Here is a 19,858-nt window from a genome sequence, read left to right as displayed (position 1 = left end):
AAGCAATGATTAGATTTTAAACCTAGTCATTGCTTTATCCATTGCATCTTGGTTTACACCTATATAGCGTAACGTGACCTTCTCTGACGAGTGATTGAATATCTCCATGAGTAATGCTATGTTTTTTGTTTGCATGTACATGTGATACCCGTATGTTTTTCTTAACGTATGTGTTCCTATTTCATCTAACCCAAAATCTGCCGCTGCTCCGCTTAATATCTTATATGCCATGCTACGACCAATTGGACGATTCTTACCTTGTCTGCTTTGCAATAAATACTCATTGTCTTCTCTTTCTATAATAAACCACTTCAGTTCTCTTTTCAGTGCTGCAGTAATTTGAATTCGTTTCTGTTTCCCCGTTTTCTTTTCCCGCATAGATATATGACTGCCTTTAACATCCCCTACTTTCAATTTCAAAATATCTGAGATTCTGAGGCCTGTATTAATACCCATAATAAAGAGAATGTAATTACGTAAGCTCTTTTCCTTAAAATACTCTTTTAACTGCTGTATTTGCTCTGGATCACGTATTGGTTGAACAAAATTCATTATTCATTACCTCCAGCTTCTTCTGCCTCATATACTTCTAATATAAGAGCAAAAGCTAATTTATAAAAAGCATTAGATTTATTTCTTCTATACGTACGCTCACTCATACCAATTTCGTTATAAACCATGTAATCAAAGACTTCTTCATCTTCTAAATATCGTTTTACAATAATATCCCTTTGGTTTTTACTAAAACGACTTAATGCCTTATCAATTTGAAAAGATAAACGTTGTAGTTTCACTTCTCTTTCACTCATAGCAACATTTGCTAAAGCAATATCTTCAGCTGGCTTCCCTACTATATTTGTTGGACCGTGATATCTTACCTCGCTAGATGCTGTAACCTTCATCTCATGTCTAATCATCCCAAATTGTCTATAAATACGAACATTTTCAAGAATCTCTTCTAAACGAGCCTGCGTTGCTTTACGATCGATTTTAGGTAAAAAAGTTAATTGCGTCATATTTACCGCACTCCTTGTCTCTTTTTTATACAAATACAAAAAGCGGACAACAAACTATAGAGCAATATCATTAATGCTCTTTATAGTTTGATGTCCGCTGGTTCTTCCAGTAGGATTAATTATTTAATTTCTATTATTATACCATCTTCTTTAACAAAATTAATCTATGTACATATCAAATACTGATGTGATATCCAACAAACCTATAAGTTGATGCAAATCAATCCTCCACAAATTTGACAAATTATGTTACATTTATAAGCGGATTATTTATTTATACAAATGAAAAGGAATTGGTGTTTTGAATGAAAAAAATTAGTGTCTTTTTTGTTTTATGTTTATTTTTATTGTCAGCCTGCTCAATGGGAGAAGAAAAATACAGAAAAGAGCTAGGAGAAGGCATCGCTAAATACGAAGAACTCCAGTCTAAAGCAAGAGATGACATTTTTTATAGTGATGCAGAACGTGTGAGCGCTTATGATCTTGCAATTGAAGAAGGAAAGAAAATCTTAAAGATTGAAAGCCCATCAAAATATAAGGAAGCTCACCAATATTTTAATAAATATATAGAAAATGATATAAAATATTTAGAATTAAACAAACAAAGATTAACAAATAGAAAATTGAACTCTCAAAAACTAATAGAAGTATCCACAGAATCCGAAGCAAATTATATTTCTTTTAAAGAAAAAGCAGGAAAAGAATTCGCGGATTTACTGGAAGAAGAGATTTACAATAACAAGCGTATGGAAACAAGAGAATACTTTAAAGAAACTTCAAGTAGAATACAAAAATTTTATACTTATTTCAACGGGGATTCTTTAAATAAAGAAGAAACCAAAAAACGCATGGAAACAGCTGAGCATCTTTTAATTAATACCGATATTCTAGTCCCTTCTAAGGAAGCTAAGAAATCAGCAAAATACTTACATGAAGCAATTGCAGAGTATAGGAAAGCTGTGGATTTAAGAACTTCAGACCCTCACCTTGAAGCTACTGGAGCTGAAGAAAAGTTCCACGAGCACTTTAATAAAGGCAATGAAATTATTATTAATAAGTTTACTAAAGAAGCAGACAAATACTTAAAATAGATTATTCAATTACATGGTCCCCCTCTAATTCCAATATGGATTAGAGGTCTTTTTATCTTATTAAAAGAATTATTTTATTAAGTTTTGAACATACCCAAAGCCGAGTGTTTCCAGATGATATAATGTAGTCAATTAGAAAAAATTCACTTTATTAACTCCAAAGAAATGAGGTGGCTTTTATGAAAAGCATGAATAAATGGGCACTAGCTATCAGCTACTTTTTTGTTTTAACACTCGTTCTCCATTTATCGTTTAAAATGTTGATTTTAACTGCTATGGATCCTACTGGCTTTCCAACTTCACTATTTCTCATCGGACTGTTAACTTTAGTATGCGGAGGTTGTTTATTAGGTTTTGGAGCTAGAAAATATATTTTTTCCTCTTCAAACATTAAAAGTGAACAATGGAAAGTTGCAGCAAAGTTTACCTTGTTGACGACTCTATCTTGTTTTACTGCAATGCTTATTTTTTATTGGGTTTAACCTTAATTTTTCTACAATATATATTTCTGCTTTTGAATAAAACTCAATATTCCGTTTATACTATAAATGCACTTGAATTCTGAACTTCCTTCTTAACGCTTTTCTGGAGAGCAGTTAGCTTTTGCTAGCTGCTCTTATTATGAAACGTCAGTAAAACATTCTTCTCGATACAATGATCGTTGCAATCCTATTTCTATAAGCAACCATCCCTTTTTATATAAACTTGCTTTATATTTTTGACCTAATGTTAATTCATCGTAATTGTTATGCCACTTTGTATATATAACTTCCATATCCATTCCCCTTTACGAATAACGAATTTTGTTAATTTTAGTTCTTTGATTTCTCTACCATTCTTTTTAAAGCGATCATTACATCATCCAATATTCTTGTATCTCCTAAAACCTCTCTATTTGTTTCAATATGCCAAACAATATTCTCCAATTTTCTTTTTATATCCATACCTTTTCACCCCCCTCGTGTTAAAATAAAAAAGATTCCTATAATGCCCAAAAGAGGAATTTCATAGATTATGTCAAAATACAAAATATCTGCTAAAGGAGAAAATTTTTAATGAAAAACTGTTTTATTGTTTGTCCAATTGGAAATGAGGATTCACCTCAACGAAAACGATCTGATATTGTTTTAAAGCATATTATTGAACCAGTCTGTAGTGACCTTGGTTTTAAAGTTATACGTGTGGACAAGCTTCATAGTGTTGACAGAATCGATAATACTATCATTGAACATTTAAATAATGCAGATTTAGTCATTGCTGATATGACTGAACATAATCCAAATGCATTTTATGAAATGGGATTCCGTCATGCTCTAGGGAAACCTTTAATCCCAATTGTGGAAGAAGATACAAAGCTCCCATTCGATGTCGCTAACTTACGAACTATCACCTATGCTACAAATGACCTAGAAAAAGCTGAAGTTGCTAAAAAACGTTTACATGAAACGATATTATCATTCGATATTCAAGAGAAAAAGGAAACCCACCAGGATACACAATCTACATCTGAGCAAGGACAATTGAATGTTGTGCCGTATTTACTTAACATTCAAGATAGCCTAACGGAACTAAAATCCCTGGTTACTGAGCGAAATAATGAATTAGCATCACAAACAATAGATTTAGCCATGCAACAAATACAAAAGAATAGCTTTAACCCAGAAACGAAAATGCTAGAAGTATTCATGACTCAAGCATTTAAGGATCCTGAAAAATTAAAACAGCTAGCTACGTTATCTCAACATTTCCAAACACAGTCGTAAATAAAATGCTTTACTATTCCAAACCGACCCAAAACAAATAATTTTTGGGCCGGTTTTAAATTTCCTTTCCCATTCTTTCGTACAAAATTCAAATTTGATTATAATAACTGTGTTTTCCGCTCTTCCATCCGAATTACTCTTCCACTTTGATATACAAATGATTGTTCACCAAATCCACTTTGAGGTGGTTCTATTAGCTGAACCTGACCATTTTTAACGATATATATTCCGTTTATTTTCAAATCTATTTCAGCTGTCATTTCAACAATATTTTCTTTTCTAATTCCCACCAAGATCACTCCCATATGTTATAATTACTTTGTCGAAGTAAGTTGAGAGTAATCTCAGCTTTTTTTATTTGTCTATAGATATTGCACAACATTTTCAGGAACAAATGATGGTTCAAGTGATAAATGGAGCCGTATTGGAATCGGCTTTTTTTCATCTCTTGCTCGCTTACACATTTCTTCTGCCTCTTCCCATACAAATTGTTTATCCTCCGCTCGCTTATAACGCCAAATCCCAATTGTATAATCCTCAAATAATTCGTAACGTTCATCAGGCGCTGTCGTTGGTTTTAATTCATCTATCGCTTTGGCTTGGCGTGGTATTTGCACAACCACATCTGTATACCTTAATTTTGAATTCAAACGGTGAATATGAGCTTTCTTAGAATCAAATGATACAACTGGTTCCACGTCAAAAATTGTTAATTGCTTTGGCATTGTTTTTCCCCTCCAATACCTGCAAGCTTGCAATTAAAATTCCTTCAAGCTGCGTTAACGTTAGTTGATCTAATGTTTGTCCGTTAATTTCAGTTAATCCTAATCCCAATAATTTACGAATGATTATTAGTTTTCTACGTTCTACTTCCTGACGTAACAACATGATTAAGCCTCCTGTTGATGGATGAACTTTCTCTCTAAATTTACAAACTTACTAAATTCTTTAATAAATGCTAGTTCAACAACACCAACTGGACCGTTCCTCTGTTTCGCTAAAATAATTTCTGTTATGTTTTTATTTTCTGTCTCGCGGTCATAGTAATCTTCACGATATAAGAATGCTATTAAATCCGCATCTTGCTCAATTTGACCATTCTCACGTAAATCTGATAACAATGGTCTCTTATCTTGTCTACTTTCTACAGCACGACTTAACTGTGATAATGCAACTACACATACATTTAGCTCTCTTGCCATCAGTTTTAACTTACGACTAATCTCACCGATTTCTTGCATGCGGTTCCCTCTATGCTTTGGATCCCCTACAATAAGCTGCAAATAATCAATTGCAATTAAACCCTTTTTATCAGGGTACTTACGCTTTAATTTCCTAGCCTTTGCATAAATCTCTTGCATCGTTACATTTGCTTTATCGTAAATTTCTAATGGCAAATCATTAATTAATCCCATCGCTTGACTAATCTTTTCCCAATCCTTTAAATTACATAGCTTCTTAGGATTCTTTAATTTCGTAGCATCTATATTTCCAGTACTTGAAATCATACGTTTAAGTAATTGCTCCTCCCCCATCTCGAGCGAGAAAATTCCTGTTGCTGTATGAGCACTTGCTGCATGAAAAGCAACGTTTAATACAAATGCCGTTTTCCCCATTGAAGGACGGGCACCGACAATGATTAAATCACCTTCTTGTAACCCTGCTGTCATTCTGTTCAGGTCGTCATAACCAGTTGGTATACCGGTTAAATCTCCTACATCAATTTGCATGTTCTTATACAAATCAACAAGCGTATCTTTCAAATTAAATTCATCTGAGTAACCCGTTTCTTCAATGGCGCTTAATTCATCAATTGATGTACTAATAGCACTCATATCCCTATCTTGCTGAAGGCGGTTATATAAGTTACCAGCAACCTCCTGAGCATGTCGCATTTTCCAAGCTTCGATAACTAAGCCTTCGTGATACGAGAAATTTTTAGTAGTCGTAACAACTTCTGTTAAGTTTACAAAGAATTCAATTCCGCCAATTTGATGCATAAAGCTTTCATCGAATTTTCCAATGAGAGCAACAAGATCTATCGGAACCTCAGCATCCTCTAATTCTCTCATTGCCTTGAAAATCACTTGGTGCGTTGGTAAAGAAAACTGTTTTACCTTTAGCTGACAATCTTTAATTAAATCACCTTCTTGGATTATGCTACCTAAAACACTTTGTTCAGCTTCAACATTACGAATCATATCGTTACTCATTTGGCCAACCACGCATTCTGTTGGTTAAGTACTGCAAGTTCTTCTTCTGTTGGAATGTTCTGCTCCCATGCTTGTTGCTGCTGTATTACGTTTTTAGTAGTTTCTGATAATCCTTTTTGTTGATAAGGTGCTTGTGTTTGTTGCTGCGATTTTGTTAATCGTTGAGCACGAAATACTTTATCAGCTGCCTCAACATCAGTTACTGTTTTAAAGCCTTTAAGATGCCAATCTCTTAAAATCGTATTTACGTAAGACATATTTCTCGTATTCTTCTCTAAAGCAATCTCCATAGCCTTAATAACTAGCTCTGCATTTAAATCATCTATCCAAGCATAAATACCATCTGCGATAAAAGGCGTGATGAATCCGAAGTTTTGCTCGTAAAAAGAAATTGGATGAACCTCAACAACTTCTTCCGCGCCTGCGCGTTCTTCTTGTTGTTGTTCTTTTTCTTCTTCTTTTTCTTTTTCTTCTTCCTTGCTAGGGTCTTGGAAGCCCCTTATAAGCCCCTCCAAACGGACTGATAAATACTCCTTAATACGAGGGATTTTAAAATCTTGTTCTCGTTCTAATTGCAAGCAAGTTTCATAGAAATCAACTAAAAAATCCTGGTCCTTTACAGATTGAATTTCTTTTAAAACACACTTTTCAATGTTTACATTTTTAATTGGATTGAATTTTAACCAGTTGATTAAGAACAACTCTTTTGTTTTTTGGTTGTAATTAATTTTTCCGTACTCAGCAAAACGTTCTAATAGCTTCATAACAGTTTCACGGTTATATCCTGTATCAGTTTCAATGATACGAAGTGGAAGCTCATAGATTCCTGATTGAGACGTCTTACTGTTTGTCATCAAATATAAGTAGAAATACTTCTCCTCCGGTGTAAGATCTAAAACAAATGAATCCTGCCAAAATGAAACATGTACTGGTCTATAAACTGCCATATTATTCATCCTCCCGTTTACATATCGCGAATCCGTCCTCTACACGTAATAAGCGATAATTCTTATATCCTATTTTTAGATATTGTTTTATTAAGTAAATTAGGTGTTGCTCTGATGTTGCTTGTTGAAACACTTTAGGGTTCAGCAACACTCTATGTAACGATTTGTCTAAAAGCATGTAGCACACTCCGTTGTTATACGAATGCTAATTTGATATAATTAATCCTAAGATCTTTTGCAAGACCGTTTGTCTATCACTCTGCCAAGTGATAGATCTTTTTATTTTCTACGTGTTACTAATGAAGCGTTAACTCCTCTTGCTCTTAAATCTTTAATCACTACCCGATAACTCATCGATGCCTCATGCTCTTCTTTTGTATGACGAAGCATTTTAAATTCTTTCATACACCGCTCCAATTCTTCTTCCCAAAGATTTGATTCTTCGGTTGATTCAGCATTAAACATGTTATAAATACATTCACTCATACAGTTACGAAGTTTATTCGCAAATGAAAAATCTCCAGGAAGAACTAAATCATGAAGACGATTGTTTTTATCGTTCATGAATTACATCTCCTTTCTAATTAATTTGATGCTGTACGCATCGTTACAACCAGAAAGGAACATTGTAGAGGTATGGGAGGAACAATCCCTTTCTGGTCATAACGACAAGCACAGTGGCTTGTCCAAATGATTTATATAATGTTATAATTGCTTTACGATATTTTTCAGAGCTACTGTTGTCTAGGCGGTAGCTTTTTTATTTACCCATTTATGCTTCAAAATAAATGATGCTTCTATAATTTTGATTCGAATTCCCAACAATTTCTTCTCTTGCTTTAACTCAACTGTTTTTGAATCCTCATTAAGTAATTCTGCTATTTTAATTTCACCAGTTAGTTTTGCATCATATCGAATTAATTCCTTGTATTCTCTTAGACTCGGTTTCTTATAATCTACCGTCATTTTTCTTCCTCCTTTACAGCACCTTTGTTAAATTCATTAAGCTATCCACCGATTGAATTATAACGTTCTCCGCCATAGCCTTTTGCAACCAACTTCTTTGTATTTGTTCCATAATGCCAAAATGAACTTGTTCAAGAGCTTGAACTACACATTGAGTAGCTTGGATTGTGTCGAAGATTTCTTTTGCATGAACTGCGTATTCATGTTTCTTCTTTTCATCAAGCTTCCATGATCTTGTTGTAACTTGTAGATTCATAATTTCTTTCGCTGCCGCAATTCCCTCTTCAGCTTGCTTAATGTAGTTCATCAATTGTAGATTTACATCTTGAGTTAAGCGTGGATCTGTAGGCGGCAACCCAACACCATAAATATGTTTGATTGCTTGTTGATTCAACTTTGCTCCTGTTGCATGGCACCAATCCATCGCAAGTTCAAATTCTGGTTTAGAAAGTCCAGATTCAATTCGGGTTAATCGTTCATGTGTAATGCCAAGGTACTTAGATAGCCCTTTCTTGGTTTTCAGCTGAACGTTGTCACAACATTCTCTAGCATTCTGTAATAATTCCCCTATTGCTGAATTACAGTATATGCTTGTTCCCATATCTGTTCGCCTCCATATTTAGTTTTCAAATGGTTACAATGAACTTAGTACATATGTAACTTGTCTACTTTTCGTATAAAAAGAGAGGAACTATTCCTCAACGTTTTCTTTTACTTGTATCTCTTTGATGATGGCCCAACCAGCCTTGTAATATGCTTGACGGATTTTATCGATATCCTTTTGTGATTTTGGCTCAGGAGCCACAACATGGACTTTCGTTTTTCCAAATTCATAAGTCGCCGCATATTCTTCTTGTTGGCTCATGGTGTCACCTCTTGAAGTGCTTTTTATATGTTTATGCGACGGTTCTGTTGGTACTGCCATGTTAGTTGATGGCATTTTCTCACCCCTTTAGAAACATTTCGTTTCCTTTTTAATTAAAAAAAAGATCGTCAATTGTTGTTTTATAAAAATCAGCTATTCTTTTAGCTAATTCCAATGAAGGCGTTCTATCACCACGTTCAATTGCTCCTAGCATTTGAGGCGTAATTTTTAAATGCCTTGCTACAACTATTCTGGATTGATTACTTCTAAATTCAATCATTTTATTTCTTTTTTTATTCAATATACCACCCCCAGAAAGAAACGTTTTGTTTCCTTGTAACTCCAATATAAAGAAACAAATCGTTTCTGTCAACATTTATTAGAAACTTTTTGTTTCCTTTATAGATTTAGAAACTAAACGTTTCTATAATTAATAAAAAGCGCCTATTCTTATTTAGAAAGAAGGAAGAATTTATGCTTGGAAAAAAGATATCGGAACTTAGAAAAAAACAAAAACTAAGTCAATATGAACTCGCTGATCGTTTGGGCTTTTCAAGAGGAAAATTAGCTAATTATGAGCAGGGCCAGCGTGAACCAGATTATGATACTTTAAAGAAAATTGCAGACTTTTTTGAGGTATCAACAGATTATCTGTTAGATAGAACCCAAACAAAAGAAATGGTATCTAATAATCCATCTAAATTATCAATTAAAGAAGAACGTGATATTGCACGTGATTTAGAAAAAACCTTAGAAGAGCTAGAAAACAGCGATGAAGCGTTAATGTTTGACGGAGAACCAATAGACGAACACACAAAAGAAATGATTCGTATTTCTCTAGAAAACTCTATGCGCATGGCAAAACAATTAGCCAAACAAAAATTCACTCCAAACAAGTACAAAAAAGATTGAACGGAGCGAGAAATGAAGATTAAAGACTACGTACTGAAAATCGTAAAAAAACACGGCACAACAAACCCCTTTGAAATTGCTAAACGAAAAGATATTATAGTGTTGTTTGAAGACCTTGGGAATACTCTTGGTTTTTACAACACTTATAAACGCTTTAAATTCATTCATATTAATAATAGAATTAACGAAACCACTCAACAATTTGTTTGTGCACATGAATTAGGTCATGCTGTACTTCATCCCAAAGCAAATACCCCCTTCTTGCGTAACCAAACCTTCTTTTCAGTGGATCGCCTAGAAATCGAAGCGAATACATTTGCTGTAGAATTGTTACTTACCGATGAAATGATTTCTGCTTATAAAGATACTCGTTTATCTATTCAAGAAATTGCGGAGGCTCATGGGATTCCTGGAGGATTCGCTCGTTTAAAAACTTACGTTTATTAAGAAAGCAGGTGTAATTCTATTAAATTATGGAGGATTAATAATGAAAAAATACCTAATACCATTTACAGCGCTCTTTTTATCTATTGGACTAGTTGGTTGTGATACTAATAATCCAGTTAAAGAAGACGAACAACAACGTCAGGAAGCTGAAGTCCAACGCCAGGCGGAAGAAAAAGCGAAGCAAGAACAAGCAACCAAAGTAGAACAACATCAGAATCAAGAAAAACAACTCGAAGAAAATGATTCCATTAATCAGTCAGTACCAAAAATAGAAGGGCCTGAATTGGAGCGATTCAAGGAGGAGCAAATAAGAAAACTTCAAGCCGCTGATCCAAAGGAGAAAGGGGAAGCTTTCGATAGGGCGGCAGCCTCTCGCCGTGAACGATTCGAGAGACAAGAAATTGAAAAAATGGATTGCGATACTGCACGTTCTGCGTTATCTCAATTAGAAGAAATGGATGACGATCCGATTGCAAAGAAACAGGCAGTTTATTTTTACGATAAAGTAGCAAGGTGCAACAAATCAGGTAATTAAACAACTAAAAAAATTGTAAGGAGTTGTTCAAAAATGAATGACGTTTGGAAGTTTTTAGTTCCGTTTATTATTTCACTTTTCTCAGCTATTCCAATTATGTATCTCAAACTCATACATTTTAGAGAAAGGGATCGCTTATTTTTAACAAAATTAAACCAGGCTAAATTAAATTTAAGTAATTCAATTGGTATATATATAGTTCTCTTAATAATGCTTTATATCATTCCTGCATCAAGTTTTCTATTCATGGATGGTCTTAGTCTAATGACAAAGTTTGAAAATCAAAATAATTTCTTACTCTTTCTTACGTGTAGTTTGTTGATATGTTCCATCTTCTTATCGCTTACTTTGTTTGTAACAAAAAAATGGAACTCTCATAAAAAACTAATTATGATCCTAGCTTTTATAACTATAATTAGCTCTTTATTTTTTTACTGTCCAGTTTTTGCCTCAACAGTACTATATCTTCGTACTTATAGTGCTTGGGCTTTTATTATTGTAATCCCTATCGCCCTAACTGGTTTCCTGATGTATATTGTGAATCAAACGACTGAAAAAAAGGAAATTCTATATTTATCAAGGATTGTTTCTGAAGAATATATTAAAGATTTAGACTTAATTCATTCTCATATGGTAGATGAGAGTAGAGCATTACTATATGATAGATACCGTTCAAAGGAATATGTATTTTATATATGCGATTATTCAGCCAAGGTATACCTCGAATTTTTAGAAATTAAATCAGAAGATGATGACGATAACTAAAAGTAATAATACACATCAAAAACTTTTCATTAATTTCAAACACACTATGAAAATTTAAATTTTCGTTAGAAACTTCTACAAACGCTTTAAGTATATAAAAGAAAATCCTTTAAATAGGGTTTTCTTTTATTATTCATTACTTATACTTCTTGAAAATAAACGCCTTTTATATAATAGTTACTAAGCTAAGGAGGTAATCTTATGAAAACTGCAATCTACTTAAGAAAATCCCGCGCTGATCTTGAAGCTGAAGCACGCGGCGAAGGCGAAACATTAGCAAAACATCGAACTACCCTGCTGAAAATTGCCAAGGAAATGAACTTAAATGTTTTATCTGTTCGTGAGGAAATCGTTTCTGGTGAGAGTTTAGTGAAACGACCTGAAATGTTAGCATTGCTTGAAGAAATTGAAGATAACAAATATGATGTTGTTCTTTGTATGGATATGGACCGTTTAGGTCGTGGTGGTATGAAAGAACAAGGAATCATTTTAGAGACGTTTAAACGCTCGAATACGAAGATTATGACGCCTAGGAAGACTTATGACCTTAATGATGAGTGGGATGAAGAATACAGTGAATTTGAAGCGTTTATGGCTCGTAAGGAGTTAAAGATTATTACACGACGTATGCAGCGCGGCCGTATAGCAAGCGTGGAGGCTGGTAATTACCTCGGTACCCATGCGCCTTATGGTTATGATATCCACCGTTTAAATAAGCGAGAACGTACTTTAACCATTAATTCAGAAGAAGCTTCTGTTGTAAGAATGATATTTGATTGGTATGCAAATGAAGATATGGGTGCGAGTGCAATTAGAAGCAAGTTAAATGATCTTGGATATAAAAGTAAACTCGGTAATGATTGGAACCCCTATAGCATCTTAGATATATTAAAAAACAATGTGTACATCGGAAAGGTGACTTGGCAAAAGAGAAAAGAAGTAAAACGTCCTGACGCTGTGAAGCGTAGTTGTGCAAGACAAGATAAATCAGATTGGATTATTGCTGATGGCAAACATGAGCCAATCATACCTGAAAGTTTATTTGAACAAGTACAAGAAAAATTAAACTCAAGATATCACGTTCCTTACAATACGAACGGAATTAAAAATCCTCTAGCTGGCATTATTAAATGTAGTAAATGTGGTTATAGCATGGTCCAACGTTATCCGAAGAATCGAAAAGAAACGATGGATTGTAAACACCGTGGCTGTGAAAACAAATCAAGTTATACTGAATTAATTGAGAAGCGTTTACTCGAGGCATTAAAAGAATGGTACATCAATTATAAAGCTGATTTTGAAAAACATAAGCAAGATGACAAATCAAAAGAAACACAAGTCATTCAAATGAATGAAGCTGCATTACGCAAGCTTGAAAAAGAATTAGTGGATGTCCAAAAACAAAAAAATAATTTACATGATTTATTAGAGCGTGGCGTTTACACAGTCGATATGTTTTTAGAACGCTCGAATGTAGTTTCTGATCGCATTACTGAAATTACTTCCACTATGGAAAACTTAAAGAAAGAAATTAAAACCGAAATTAAGAAGGAAAAAGTGAAGAAAGATACAATACCTCAAGTGGAGCATGTTCTTGATCTGTACTTTAAAACAGATGATCCCAAAAAGAAAAACAGCCTCCTAAAGTCAGTTTTAGAAAAGGCTGTTTATAAAAAGGAAAAGTGGCAAAGGCTCGATGATTTCGAACTTGTGCTTTACCCTAAGCTCCCTCAAGGTGGCGACATATAAGCGTTTATGCTTTGTCGTCACCTTGTTGGTGTAATTAGATTTACCCCATTTAACCCTAAAGCATCATTCGTCGAAACCGCCAATACGACAGGCTTGCCATTTCTTAGCGTCGCTTTTGCTGCCATTAGTACTGGAGAGTCTGTCATTGCATTTGCAAATTTACTCATAGAATTTCCTGTTAAAGGAGCGATTACCATGCAGTCTAATGGAATTTTAGGTCCAAGTGGCTCTGCTCCAACAATTGAATTAATTGCTTTAAAACCTGTTATTTCTTCAATCTTCTTAATCCACTCTGCTCCTTCTCCAAATCTAGTATTTGTTGATTGAACAGTGTATGAAACAACAGGACGTACTTCTGCTCCTTCAGCAATTAATTTTTCTAAGTGCGGCATAACTTCCTCATACGTACAATGTGAACCTGTAAATCCGAAACCAATTCGTTTCCCCTTCAAACTCATTTCTTTTCCTCCTCCTTTGCGATTGCATCTGCTGCTAATAACTGAGAAAGAACATTTGCTAAGATTTGCCCAGCCGTTTTTGGGGCAACAATACCTGGTAATCCAGGTGCTAGCAATGCTTTGACTCCTCTTTTTTCCGCATATCTAAAGTCAGTACCGCCTGGTTTAGAAGCTAAATCAATCACTAACGTATGAGCTGGCATTTTTGCAATAACATTCGCTGTTACAACGAGGTGCGGAATCGTATTAATTACAATATCGATATTTCCTACTTCTTTCTCTATGTCTTGCATATGAAAAGGAGAAAACATCATTTCTGTAATACGTGCAATATGTTCAGATCGTCTTGCTCCAACTTTGACATGGGCTCCTAATGATTGAAATGCTCTCGCAACACTCATTCCTGTTCTACCAAATCCTAGAACCATTACATTGGACCCATGAATTGTATAGTCGGTATGTTGAATTACCATCATTAATGTACCTTCTACCGTTGGAATAGAATTGTATATTGCTACATCATCACGATCAAATAATTTAACAAGTTTTCGGTTCGTAGTAGATACGAGATTTTCCAAGTAAGGTGTACCAATACCTGAATATATAGTAAAGTGTTCTGGTGTATTTTCAATTTGTTCTTTCGTTATTGAAACTTTTTCATTTGAAAAAATAGTATCTACTTCTCCTTTGGCATTTGTACCGGCAACCGGCAAAATAATTGCGTCTACAGAAGTGAAATCTAAATTTTGTATACTTTCTTTTGCTGCCCCTGTGAAACCATGATCTAACTGATCAAAACCTATCAAAGAAAGTTTCGCATCCAATTCAACTAGCTTACGAATTACTTCTAGCTGCCTTGCATCTCCTCCTATGACAGCAATATGCATCTCAGTCAACATTCCCTAATTCACCTTCTTTTTCTGTCATTTATAAGAAAAGTGCCTACTTTTTCTTTTTCCTCCACATCATATGTAATGTACGAGTTTATGGTGATTGAAAATCCAAATGCACATATGATTTATCAGGTTTCTATGTAGATACAAAAAAAGATGACCAAAATGGCCATCCTTCACTCCGAATTTGAACGATCTATACTATCACAAAGAAGCATATCGTGTCCGACTTTCTTTATTTGACTCCATGCCACCCTTACTTCTTGTGGTTCCTTTTTAAAACCTCCCCACTTCCCTACAGGTATTATAAGTGTTTGTATTTGCCCGTCTTTCTCATTAATCTCTAAATCCATATAACCTAAGACTCCCATTTTTTCCGCTTTTTCTATATCTACAACCTCTTTACCACTTAATTCACTTAATCGCATACACACTCCACTCCCCTAATGAATTTTTCATTTGCATTGTCTATAATTAGTACCTATTCTATATGTATAAAAAAAATAACCTTCTCTCATTTAAAAAGAGAGAAGGTTATTTTTTATACATCGTAAAAATTGATTATAGTTTTATTCCTTTTGGAAGTTTTCCGTCTGGACTAATAAGTGCCGCAGAGAACTCGTCAGTAAACATATTGCGAATTAATCCGTCCACATTTTCTTTTGTTACAGTGTTTACACTTTCAATAATCTCATCAAGTGAACGATGTTTACGAAGAAGCAATTCATTTTTACCGTTACGGCTCATACGGCTATTTGTACTTTCTAAACTTAACATTAAGTTTCCTTTTAATTGCTCTTTACTATTCATAAGCTCTTTTTCTGTAATACCTGTATTTTTCAATGTCTCTAATGTTTCTTGCATTGTTTCATACAATGTATCTAATTGTTGGCTACCTGTTCCACCGTAAAGTGTTAACATGCCTGTATCTTCATAAGAAGAGTGGTAAGAAAATACTGAGTAAGCTAATCCACGTTGCTCACGTACTTCTTGGAATAAACGGCTACTCATGCTACCGCCTAAAACATTATTTAATACAATTAAGTTATAAATATCTTCGTGTCCCATTTGTAAGCCTTTATATCCTAGACATAAATGAGCTTGTTCCGTTTCTTTTTTACGGGCTACCTTATTGAAATGGAAAATTGGGCTATGTACTTGTTCACGGTTTGTTGTTCCTTCATAACTACCGAAATATTGCTCCACTGTTTGTAAAAATGCTTCATCAATATTTCCTGCGATTGATACAACTACATTTTCAGGTGTATAATGATCTTTTATATATTGACGTAACGTATCACCTGTAAACGTATTAAGCGTTTCTTCTGTTCCTAAAATAGGATATCCAAGTGGATGCGTTTCATATGTTGCTTTCGTTAACATATCATGCACAATATCATCTGGAGCATCTTCGTACATTTTAATTTCTTCACATACGACATTCTTCTCTTTTTTCAGTTCTTCCTCATCAAATGTTGAATTAAAGAACATATCTGCTAAAACATCTAAAGCATATTTAGCATGCTCATCTAATACTTTTGCATAGTAACATGTATATTCTTTTGAAGTAAATGCATTCACTTGACCACCAATGCTATCAAATGATTCTGCAATCTCTCGTGCACTACGTGTTTCTGTCCCTTTAAAGAACATATGCTCTAAAAAGTGAGAAATCCCATTATTTTTTTCATTTTCATTTCTTGATCCCGCATGGATCCAAATACCAATTGCAACCGATCTTACAGTTGGTATATTCTCCATAACTATTCTTACACCATTTTTACAAGTATATTTTTTAATCAAAAACTTTCCTCCTACTGCCAGTTTCTCTAAATAAAACGCTATTATTTAATGATAACAAGTTTAAGGATGAATGTCATGCAAATGTATTTAATCCACACGTTTTTCATCCAGTAATTCAGTTATATTCCCCACTTTATATCCTTGTTCCTTCAATTTTGTAATCATTATATCTAAAGCCTCTGCTGTAGACGAAGTAGGATGCATTAATATGATAGCACCTGGATGTATTTTTCTCATTACTCTCTGCAATAGTACATCCGGCTCAGGGCGCTTCCAATCAATCGTATCTACAGTCCACATAATCGTTCCCATTTGAAAATCATCTGCAATCTTTACGACTTCATCTCGAAAACTTCCACTCGGCGGGGCAAACCATCTTACTTTTTGATTCGTTACTACTTCTATCATTCGATTTGTTTTTTGTAACTGATCTCGTATTTCATCTGACGATAACGTTTTCATATTTGGATGTGTGTATGAGTGATTTCCAACTTCTTGTTTTGCATCGACAATCATTTTTGCAAATCGCAAATTTTCTTTCACCCAACGTCCTTCTAAAAAGAAAGTGGCCTTCACATCATGCTTTTTCAATATCTCTAATATGCGAGGCAAATACTCATTTCCCCATGCCACATTTATTGTTAATCCTACCATCTTTTTATTTGGATGCCCTCTATAAATTGGAGCTGGTGATAAATCTTCTAAATGAACACTCGGTGAGACTTCTTTGAATTCAAGATATTTTTGATCAAATTCCTTTAGCTTCTTCATATTATTATACGATGCTTCAATATCCACTTCTCTTCCATTATATCCAGGTGTTGCCTTCCATATTTTATCAATCATCGCATTTTGAGGTGCAATCTCATACTGTTTTGCATGCTTTTGAATTTCTTCATGCAAGTTATCTTGCGCAAAAACAGAATAAGAGCCTAAACTGACATATAAAGAAAATATACATATGTATGCCAATATACGAACTTTCATATAAACCCTCCCAAATTAACTATATAAAAACATTTTCTTCTTATCTTTGTTAATTTGAGCGTTATAATGAAAACTATACCTATACCGACATAAAAATATATTGAACATCATGTTTTTTACATAACAAAAAAAGCCAGTTAAACTGGCTTTTACTTATTGCTGCTCTTGTTTGTTTTCTTCTTTAGCAGCTTCTTTTTCTTGCTCTTCTTTTAGCAATACTTTTCTAGATAGATTTACGCGACCTTGCTTGTCAATCTCGATAACTTTAACCGTAATTACGTCACCGATTTTTACAACGTCTTCTACTTTACCTACACGCTCAAGTGCAAGTTCAGAAATGTGAACTAATCCATCTTTACCGCTGAATAATTCAACGAAAGCACCGAATTTCTCAACACGTTTCACTTTTCCTTCGTAGATTTCACCTACTTGTACTTCGCGAACGATATCTTCGATAATTTTCTTAGCTTTGTCGTTCATTTCTTGGTTTATTGAAGAAATGAATACTGTGCCATCTTGCTCGATGTCAATTTTAACGCCAGTTTCTTCAATAATTTTATTGATTTGTTTACCGCTCGGTCCGATAACGTCACGGATTTTATCTGGATTAATTGTCATTGTAATAATCTTTGGAGCGTACGCTGATAATTCAGTGCGTGGCTCTGGAATAACAGATAACATATGATTTAGAATGTGCACACGACCAACTTTTGCTTGTTGTAATGCCTCTTCTAAAATTTCACGAGATAGACCATCGATTTTAATGTCCATTTGTAGTGCAGTTACACCTTGTGCTGTACCTGCTACTTTAAAGTCCATATCACCTAAATGATCTTCCATACCTTGAATATCAGATAAAATTGTGTAATGCTCACCAGTTTTAACTAGACCCATTGCAATACCTGCAACTGGAGCTTTAAGTGGAACACCAGCATCCATCATTGCTAAAGTACTACCACAAATACTTGCTTGTGAAGTAGAACCATTTGATTCTAAAACTTCAGATACAAGACGTACTGTGTATGGGAAATCTTTTTCAGATGGAATTACAGGCTCAAGTGCGCGTTCTCCTAGTGCACCGTGACCGATTTCACGACGACCTGGTCCACGCATTGGTCTTGTTTCACCAACACTAAATGATGGGAAATTGTAATGGTGCATAAAGCGTTTTGATTCTTCTACACCAAGACCATCTAAAATTTGCACATCGCCTAATGCACCTAATGTACAAATACTTAATGCTTGTGTTTGTCCACGAGTGAACAAACCAGAACCGTGTGTACGAGATAAAATACCAACCTCTGATGCTAACGGACGGATTTCGTCACCTTTACGGCCATCTGGACGGATTTTTTCAACTGTAATAAGACGACGTACTTCTTCTTTTACAATTTTATATAAAATCTCATTTACTTGTCCTAATGTATCAGCGTCAGCTTCCTGCGCTTCGTAATGCTCAATAACACGTTTTTTCACTTCGTTAATTGCATCTTCACGTGCATGTTTCTCATGTACTTGAATTGCTGAATGCATATCTTCTTCAGCCATTTCACGTACAGCTTGGTTAAGATCAGCGTCAACTTCATAAAGTTTCACTTCTGATTTCTCTTTACCTACAGCTTGTACAATCTCTTCTTGGAATGCAATTAGACGTTTAATTTCGTCATGACCAAACATAATTGCTTCTAACATTGTTTCTTCAGGTACTTGATCTGCTCCTGCTTCAACCATGTTAATCGCATCTTTCGTACCAGCTACAACTAAGTGGATATCACTTTGTTCTTGCTGTTCTACTGTTGGGTTAATAACGAATTCGCCATTAATACGGCCAACTGTCGCACCAGCGATTGGACCTTCAAATGGAATATCTGAAATCGATAACGCTAATGAAGAACCAAGCATAGCTGCCATTTCAGAAGAACAATCTTGATCAACACTCATTACAATGCTGACAACTTGTACTTCGTTACGGAAGCCATCTGCGAATAGCGGACGAATTGGACGGTCGATTAAACGACTTGCCAAAATTGCTTTTTCACTTGGACGACCTTCACGCTTAATAAAACCGCCAGGAATTTTTCCGACTGCATATAAACGCTCTTCATAGTTTACTGTAAGTGGGAAGAAATCTACATTTTTTGCTTCTTTTGATGCAGTTGCTGTAGATAGAACCGCTGTATCGCCATATCTTACTAATACTGCTCCGTTCGCTTGTTTTGCAAGCTGACCAGTTTCAACTGTTAGCTGGCGACCAGCTAAATCTATCGAGAAGACTTGCTTTTCTTGACTCATTTAAGTACCCCTCTCAATTTAAAGTATTCAATTCTTCTATGTAAATGGATAGTATATCACAATATTCTACCTCTAGTATTGCCTAAAATTAAGTAAGCTATAAAGCGTAGAAGATATATTTTTACCTAACAAAAAAGCGGGAATATTCCCGCTTCT

General features: G+C 34.6%; 27 protein-coding genes and 1 pseudogene. 8 read left to right on the top strand and 20 right to left on the bottom strand.

The window, feature by feature from the left end; translation table 11 throughout:
• Positions 1-9 precede the first annotated feature (9 nt).
• Positions 10-552 carry a site-specific integrase gene (locus tag DN404_RS15560; protein WP_149215180.1) on the bottom strand — a complete coding sequence of 181 codons (543 nt, stop codon included), beginning with the start codon at positions 550-552 and terminating at the stop codon, positions 10-12.
• Positions 552-1,016, bottom strand: a complete 465-nt coding sequence (locus DN404_RS15555) for an ArpU family phage packaging/lysis transcriptional regulator (RefSeq protein ID WP_149215179.1) — start codon at positions 1,014-1,016, stop codon at positions 552-554. Before DN404_RS15555 ends, DN404_RS15560 begins: the two co-directional genes overlap by 1 nt.
• Positions 1,017-1,321: 305 nt before the next feature.
• Between DN404_RS15555 and DN404_RS15550 the strand changes: the two genes are divergently transcribed.
• On the top strand, positions 1,322-2,107 hold the full coding sequence (locus DN404_RS15550) for a hypothetical protein (protein WP_149215178.1): 786 nt from the start codon (positions 1,322-1,324) through the stop codon (positions 2,105-2,107).
• A 179-nt stretch (positions 2,108-2,286) separates the two neighbouring features.
• Positions 2,287-2,589 carry a hypothetical protein gene (locus tag DN404_RS15545; protein ID WP_149215177.1) on the top strand — a complete coding sequence of 101 codons (303 nt, stop codon included), beginning with the start codon at positions 2,287-2,289 and terminating at the stop codon, positions 2,587-2,589.
• Between the two features lie 137 nt (positions 2,590-2,726).
• Here DN404_RS15545 and DN404_RS30560 read toward each other — a convergent pair whose 3' ends face one another.
• Complete coding sequence (locus DN404_RS30560) at positions 2,727-2,882, bottom strand: hypothetical protein (protein WP_179951861.1); 156 nt, start codon at positions 2,880-2,882, stop codon at positions 2,727-2,729.
• A 37-nt stretch (positions 2,883-2,919) separates the two neighbouring features.
• The gene (locus DN404_RS30985) at positions 2,920-3,051 is read right to left on the bottom strand and encodes a hypothetical protein (protein WP_255445153.1); all 132 of its coding nucleotides are present in this window, start codon (positions 3,049-3,051) and stop codon (positions 2,920-2,922) included.
• A gap of 111 nt (positions 3,052-3,162) precedes the next feature.
• Between DN404_RS30985 and DN404_RS15540 the strand changes: the two genes are divergently transcribed.
• Positions 3,163-3,870 (top strand): hypothetical protein, encoded by a 708-nt coding sequence (locus DN404_RS15540; protein ID WP_149215176.1) that lies wholly within the window; start codon positions 3,163-3,165, stop codon positions 3,868-3,870.
• Positions 3,871-3,968: 98 nt separating this feature from the next.
• On the opposite strand, the gene DN404_RS15535 is transcribed toward DN404_RS15540, so the two are convergent.
• From DN404_RS15535 to DN404_RS15490, 10 genes are all read right to left on the bottom strand, one after another.
• On the bottom strand, positions 3,969-4,160 hold the full coding sequence (locus DN404_RS15535; RefSeq protein ID WP_149215175.1) for a DUF3954 domain-containing protein: 192 nt from the start codon (positions 4,158-4,160) through the stop codon (positions 3,969-3,971).
• Between the two features lie 72 nt (positions 4,161-4,232).
• Entirely contained in the window at positions 4,233-4,595 is a 363-nt protein-coding gene (locus DN404_RS15530) for a cell division protein SepF (protein ID WP_149215174.1), read from the bottom strand.
• Positions 4,570-4,758, bottom strand: a complete 189-nt coding sequence (locus DN404_RS15525; protein ID WP_001991829.1) for a hypothetical protein — start codon at positions 4,756-4,758, stop codon at positions 4,570-4,572. The genes DN404_RS15530 and DN404_RS15525 overlap by 26 nt, the downstream gene beginning before the upstream one ends.
• A 2-nt stretch (positions 4,759-4,760) precedes the next feature.
• A complete protein-coding gene (gene dnaB / locus DN404_RS15520; RefSeq protein ID WP_149215173.1) occupies positions 4,761-6,083 on the bottom strand; it encodes a replicative DNA helicase in 1,323 nt (440 codons plus the stop codon).
• Positions 6,080-7,030 carry a DnaD domain-containing protein gene (locus DN404_RS15515; RefSeq protein WP_149215172.1) on the bottom strand — a complete coding sequence of 317 codons (951 nt, stop codon included), beginning with the start codon at positions 7,028-7,030 and terminating at the stop codon, positions 6,080-6,082. Before DN404_RS15515 ends, dnaB begins: the two co-directional genes overlap by 4 nt.
• Positions 7,031-7,309: 279 nt before the next feature.
• On the bottom strand, positions 7,310-7,594 hold the full coding sequence (locus tag DN404_RS15510) for a hypothetical protein (RefSeq protein WP_149215171.1): 285 nt from the start codon (positions 7,592-7,594) through the stop codon (positions 7,310-7,312).
• 180 nt (positions 7,595-7,774) lie between these two features.
• A complete protein-coding gene (locus tag DN404_RS15505) occupies positions 7,775-7,996 on the bottom strand; it encodes a hypothetical protein (protein ID WP_000215317.1) in 222 nt (73 codons plus the stop codon).
• Positions 7,997-8,009: 13 nt separating this feature from the next.
• Entirely contained in the window at positions 8,010-8,597 is a 588-nt protein-coding gene (locus DN404_RS15500; RefSeq protein ID WP_149215170.1) for a sporulation sigma factor-processing peptidase, read from the bottom strand.
• A 90-nt stretch (positions 8,598-8,687) separates the two neighbouring features.
• The gene (locus DN404_RS15495) at positions 8,688-8,936 is read right to left on the bottom strand and encodes a hypothetical protein (RefSeq protein ID WP_002082295.1); all 249 of its coding nucleotides are present in this window, start codon (positions 8,934-8,936) and stop codon (positions 8,688-8,690) included.
• Between the two features lie 34 nt (positions 8,937-8,970).
• On the bottom strand, positions 8,971-9,162 hold the full coding sequence (locus tag DN404_RS15490; RefSeq protein ID WP_098300746.1) for a helix-turn-helix transcriptional regulator: 192 nt from the start codon (positions 9,160-9,162) through the stop codon (positions 8,971-8,973).
• A 173-nt stretch (positions 9,163-9,335) separates the two neighbouring features.
• On the opposite strand from DN404_RS15490, the gene DN404_RS15485 reads away from it, so the two are divergent.
• The 5 genes from DN404_RS15485 (at position 9,336) to DN404_RS15465 (ending at position 13,269) form a co-directional block, all read left to right on the top strand.
• On the top strand, positions 9,336-9,773 hold the full coding sequence (locus DN404_RS15485; RefSeq protein ID WP_016077312.1) for a helix-turn-helix domain-containing protein: 438 nt from the start codon (positions 9,336-9,338) through the stop codon (positions 9,771-9,773).
• A 12-nt stretch (positions 9,774-9,785) separates the two neighbouring features.
• Positions 9,786-10,220, top strand: a complete 435-nt coding sequence (locus tag DN404_RS15480; protein WP_098300744.1) for an ImmA/IrrE family metallo-endopeptidase — start codon at positions 9,786-9,788, stop codon at positions 10,218-10,220.
• 40 nt (positions 10,221-10,260) lie between these two features.
• Entirely contained in the window at positions 10,261-10,755 is a 495-nt protein-coding gene (locus DN404_RS15475; RefSeq protein WP_098300743.1) for a hypothetical protein, read from the top strand.
• A 33-nt stretch (positions 10,756-10,788) separates the two neighbouring features.
• On the top strand, positions 10,789-11,520 hold the full coding sequence (locus DN404_RS15470; RefSeq protein WP_149215169.1) for a hypothetical protein: 732 nt from the start codon (positions 10,789-10,791) through the stop codon (positions 11,518-11,520).
• A 201-nt stretch (positions 11,521-11,721) separates the two neighbouring features.
• On the top strand, positions 11,722-13,269 hold the full coding sequence (locus DN404_RS15465; RefSeq protein WP_149215168.1) for a recombinase family protein: 1,548 nt from the start codon (positions 11,722-11,724) through the stop codon (positions 13,267-13,269).
• Between the two features lie 32 nt (positions 13,270-13,301).
• Here the strand turns inward: DN404_RS15465 and dpaB are convergent.
• The 6 genes and pseudogenes from dpaB to pnp all read right to left on the bottom strand — a co-directional run.
• A pseudogene (gene dpaB / locus DN404_RS15460) lies at positions 13,302-13,727 on the bottom strand (dipicolinate synthase subunit B); the annotation flags it as partial.
• Positions 13,724-14,626: a dipicolinic acid synthetase subunit A gene (gene dpaA / locus DN404_RS15455; protein WP_000954735.1), complete on the bottom strand. Its 903-nt coding sequence runs from the start codon at positions 14,624-14,626 to the stop codon at positions 13,724-13,726. The gene dpaA and the pseudogene dpaB, both read right to left, overlap by 4 nt.
• Before the next feature lie 170 nt (positions 14,627-14,796).
• Positions 14,797-15,048: a YlmC/YmxH family sporulation protein gene (locus tag DN404_RS15450; RefSeq protein WP_001239759.1), complete on the bottom strand. Its 252-nt coding sequence runs from the start codon at positions 15,046-15,048 to the stop codon at positions 14,797-14,799.
• Between the two features lie 133 nt (positions 15,049-15,181).
• Positions 15,182-16,423 carry a M16 family metallopeptidase gene (locus tag DN404_RS15445; protein WP_000592996.1) on the bottom strand — a complete coding sequence of 414 codons (1,242 nt, stop codon included), beginning with the start codon at positions 16,421-16,423 and terminating at the stop codon, positions 15,182-15,184.
• A gap of 87 nt (positions 16,424-16,510) precedes the next feature.
• Entirely contained in the window at positions 16,511-17,410 is a 900-nt protein-coding gene (locus DN404_RS15440; protein ID WP_149215167.1) for a polysaccharide deacetylase family protein, read from the bottom strand.
• Positions 17,411-17,563: 153 nt separating this feature from the next.
• Positions 17,564-19,702 carry a polyribonucleotide nucleotidyltransferase gene (pnp, locus tag DN404_RS15435; protein WP_000076737.1) on the bottom strand — a complete coding sequence of 713 codons (2,139 nt, stop codon included), beginning with the start codon at positions 19,700-19,702 and terminating at the stop codon, positions 17,564-17,566.
• Positions 19,703-19,858 lie beyond the last annotated feature (156 nt).

The organism is Bacillus sp. TE8-1 (assembly GCF_008368855.1).
Taxonomy (GTDB): domain Bacteria; phylum Bacillota; class Bacilli; order Bacillales; family Bacillaceae_G; genus Bacillus_A; species Bacillus_A cereus.
This window is presented reverse-complemented; position numbering and strand designations above follow the sequence as displayed.

What these genes read in the sequence shown, in the direction of transcription:
- DN404_RS15540 (WP_149215176.1), top strand. Translation starts at nt 3,163, where the DNA reads ATGAAAAACTGTTTTATTGTTTGTCCAATTGGAAATGAGGATTCACCT.
- DN404_RS15555 (WP_149215179.1), bottom strand. Translation starts at nt 1,016, where the DNA reads ATGACGCAATTAACTTTTTTACCTAAAATCGATCGTAAAGCAACGCAG.
- dpaA (WP_000954735.1), bottom strand. Translation starts at nt 14,626, where the DNA reads ATGTTGACTGAGATGCATATTGCTGTCATAGGAGGAGATGCAAGGCAG.
- dnaB (WP_149215173.1), bottom strand. Translation starts at nt 6,083, where the DNA reads ATGAGTAACGATATGATTCGTAATGTTGAAGCTGAACAAAGTGTTTTA.
- DN404_RS15480 (WP_098300744.1), top strand. Translation starts at nt 9,786, where the DNA reads ATGAAGATTAAAGACTACGTACTGAAAATCGTAAAAAAACACGGCACA.
- DN404_RS15470 (WP_149215169.1), top strand. Translation starts at nt 10,789, where the DNA reads ATGAATGACGTTTGGAAGTTTTTAGTTCCGTTTATTATTTCACTTTTC.
- DN404_RS15550 (WP_149215178.1), top strand. Translation starts at nt 1,322, where the DNA reads ATGAAAAAAATTAGTGTCTTTTTTGTTTTATGTTTATTTTTATTGTCA.
- DN404_RS15525 (WP_001991829.1), bottom strand. Translation starts at nt 4,758, where the DNA reads ATGTTGTTACGTCAGGAAGTAGAACGTAGAAAACTAATAATCATTCGT.
- DN404_RS15530 (WP_149215174.1), bottom strand. Translation starts at nt 4,595, where the DNA reads ATGCCAAAGCAATTAACAATTTTTGACGTGGAACCAGTTGTATCATTT.
- DN404_RS15515 (WP_149215172.1), bottom strand. Translation starts at nt 7,030, where the DNA reads ATGGCAGTTTATAGACCAGTACATGTTTCATTTTGGCAGGATTCATTT.
- pnp (WP_000076737.1), bottom strand. Translation starts at nt 19,702, where the DNA reads ATGAGTCAAGAAAAGCAAGTCTTCTCGATAGATTTAGCTGGTCGCCAG.
- DN404_RS30560 (WP_179951861.1), bottom strand. Translation starts at nt 2,882, where the DNA reads ATGGAAGTTATATATACAAAGTGGCATAACAATTACGATGAATTAACA.
- DN404_RS15495 (WP_002082295.1), bottom strand. Translation starts at nt 8,936, where the DNA reads ATGCCATCAACTAACATGGCAGTACCAACAGAACCGTCGCATAAACAT.
- DN404_RS15450 (WP_001239759.1), bottom strand. Translation starts at nt 15,048, where the DNA reads ATGCGATTAAGTGAATTAAGTGGTAAAGAGGTTGTAGATATAGAAAAA.
- DN404_RS15545 (WP_149215177.1), top strand. Translation starts at nt 2,287, where the DNA reads ATGAAAAGCATGAATAAATGGGCACTAGCTATCAGCTACTTTTTTGTT.
- DN404_RS15485 (WP_016077312.1), top strand. Translation starts at nt 9,336, where the DNA reads ATGCTTGGAAAAAAGATATCGGAACTTAGAAAAAAACAAAAACTAAGT.
- DN404_RS15510 (WP_149215171.1), bottom strand. Translation starts at nt 7,594, where the DNA reads ATGAACGATAAAAACAATCGTCTTCATGATTTAGTTCTTCCTGGAGAT.
- DN404_RS15560 (WP_149215180.1), bottom strand. Translation starts at nt 552, where the DNA reads ATGAATTTTGTTCAACCAATACGTGATCCAGAGCAAATACAGCAGTTA.
- DN404_RS15505 (WP_000215317.1), bottom strand. Translation starts at nt 7,996, where the DNA reads ATGACGGTAGATTATAAGAAACCGAGTCTAAGAGAATACAAGGAATTA.
- DN404_RS30985 (WP_255445153.1), bottom strand. Translation starts at nt 3,051, where the DNA reads ATGGATATAAAAAGAAAATTGGAGAATATTGTTTGGCATATTGAAACA.
- DN404_RS15465 (WP_149215168.1), top strand. Translation starts at nt 11,722, where the DNA reads ATGAAAACTGCAATCTACTTAAGAAAATCCCGCGCTGATCTTGAAGCT.
- DN404_RS15440 (WP_149215167.1), bottom strand. Translation starts at nt 17,410, where the DNA reads ATGAAAGTTCGTATATTGGCATACATATGTATATTTTCTTTATATGTC.
- DN404_RS15475 (WP_098300743.1), top strand. Translation starts at nt 10,261, where the DNA reads ATGAAAAAATACCTAATACCATTTACAGCGCTCTTTTTATCTATTGGA.
- DN404_RS15500 (WP_149215170.1), bottom strand. Translation starts at nt 8,597, where the DNA reads ATGGGAACAAGCATATACTGTAATTCAGCAATAGGGGAATTATTACAG.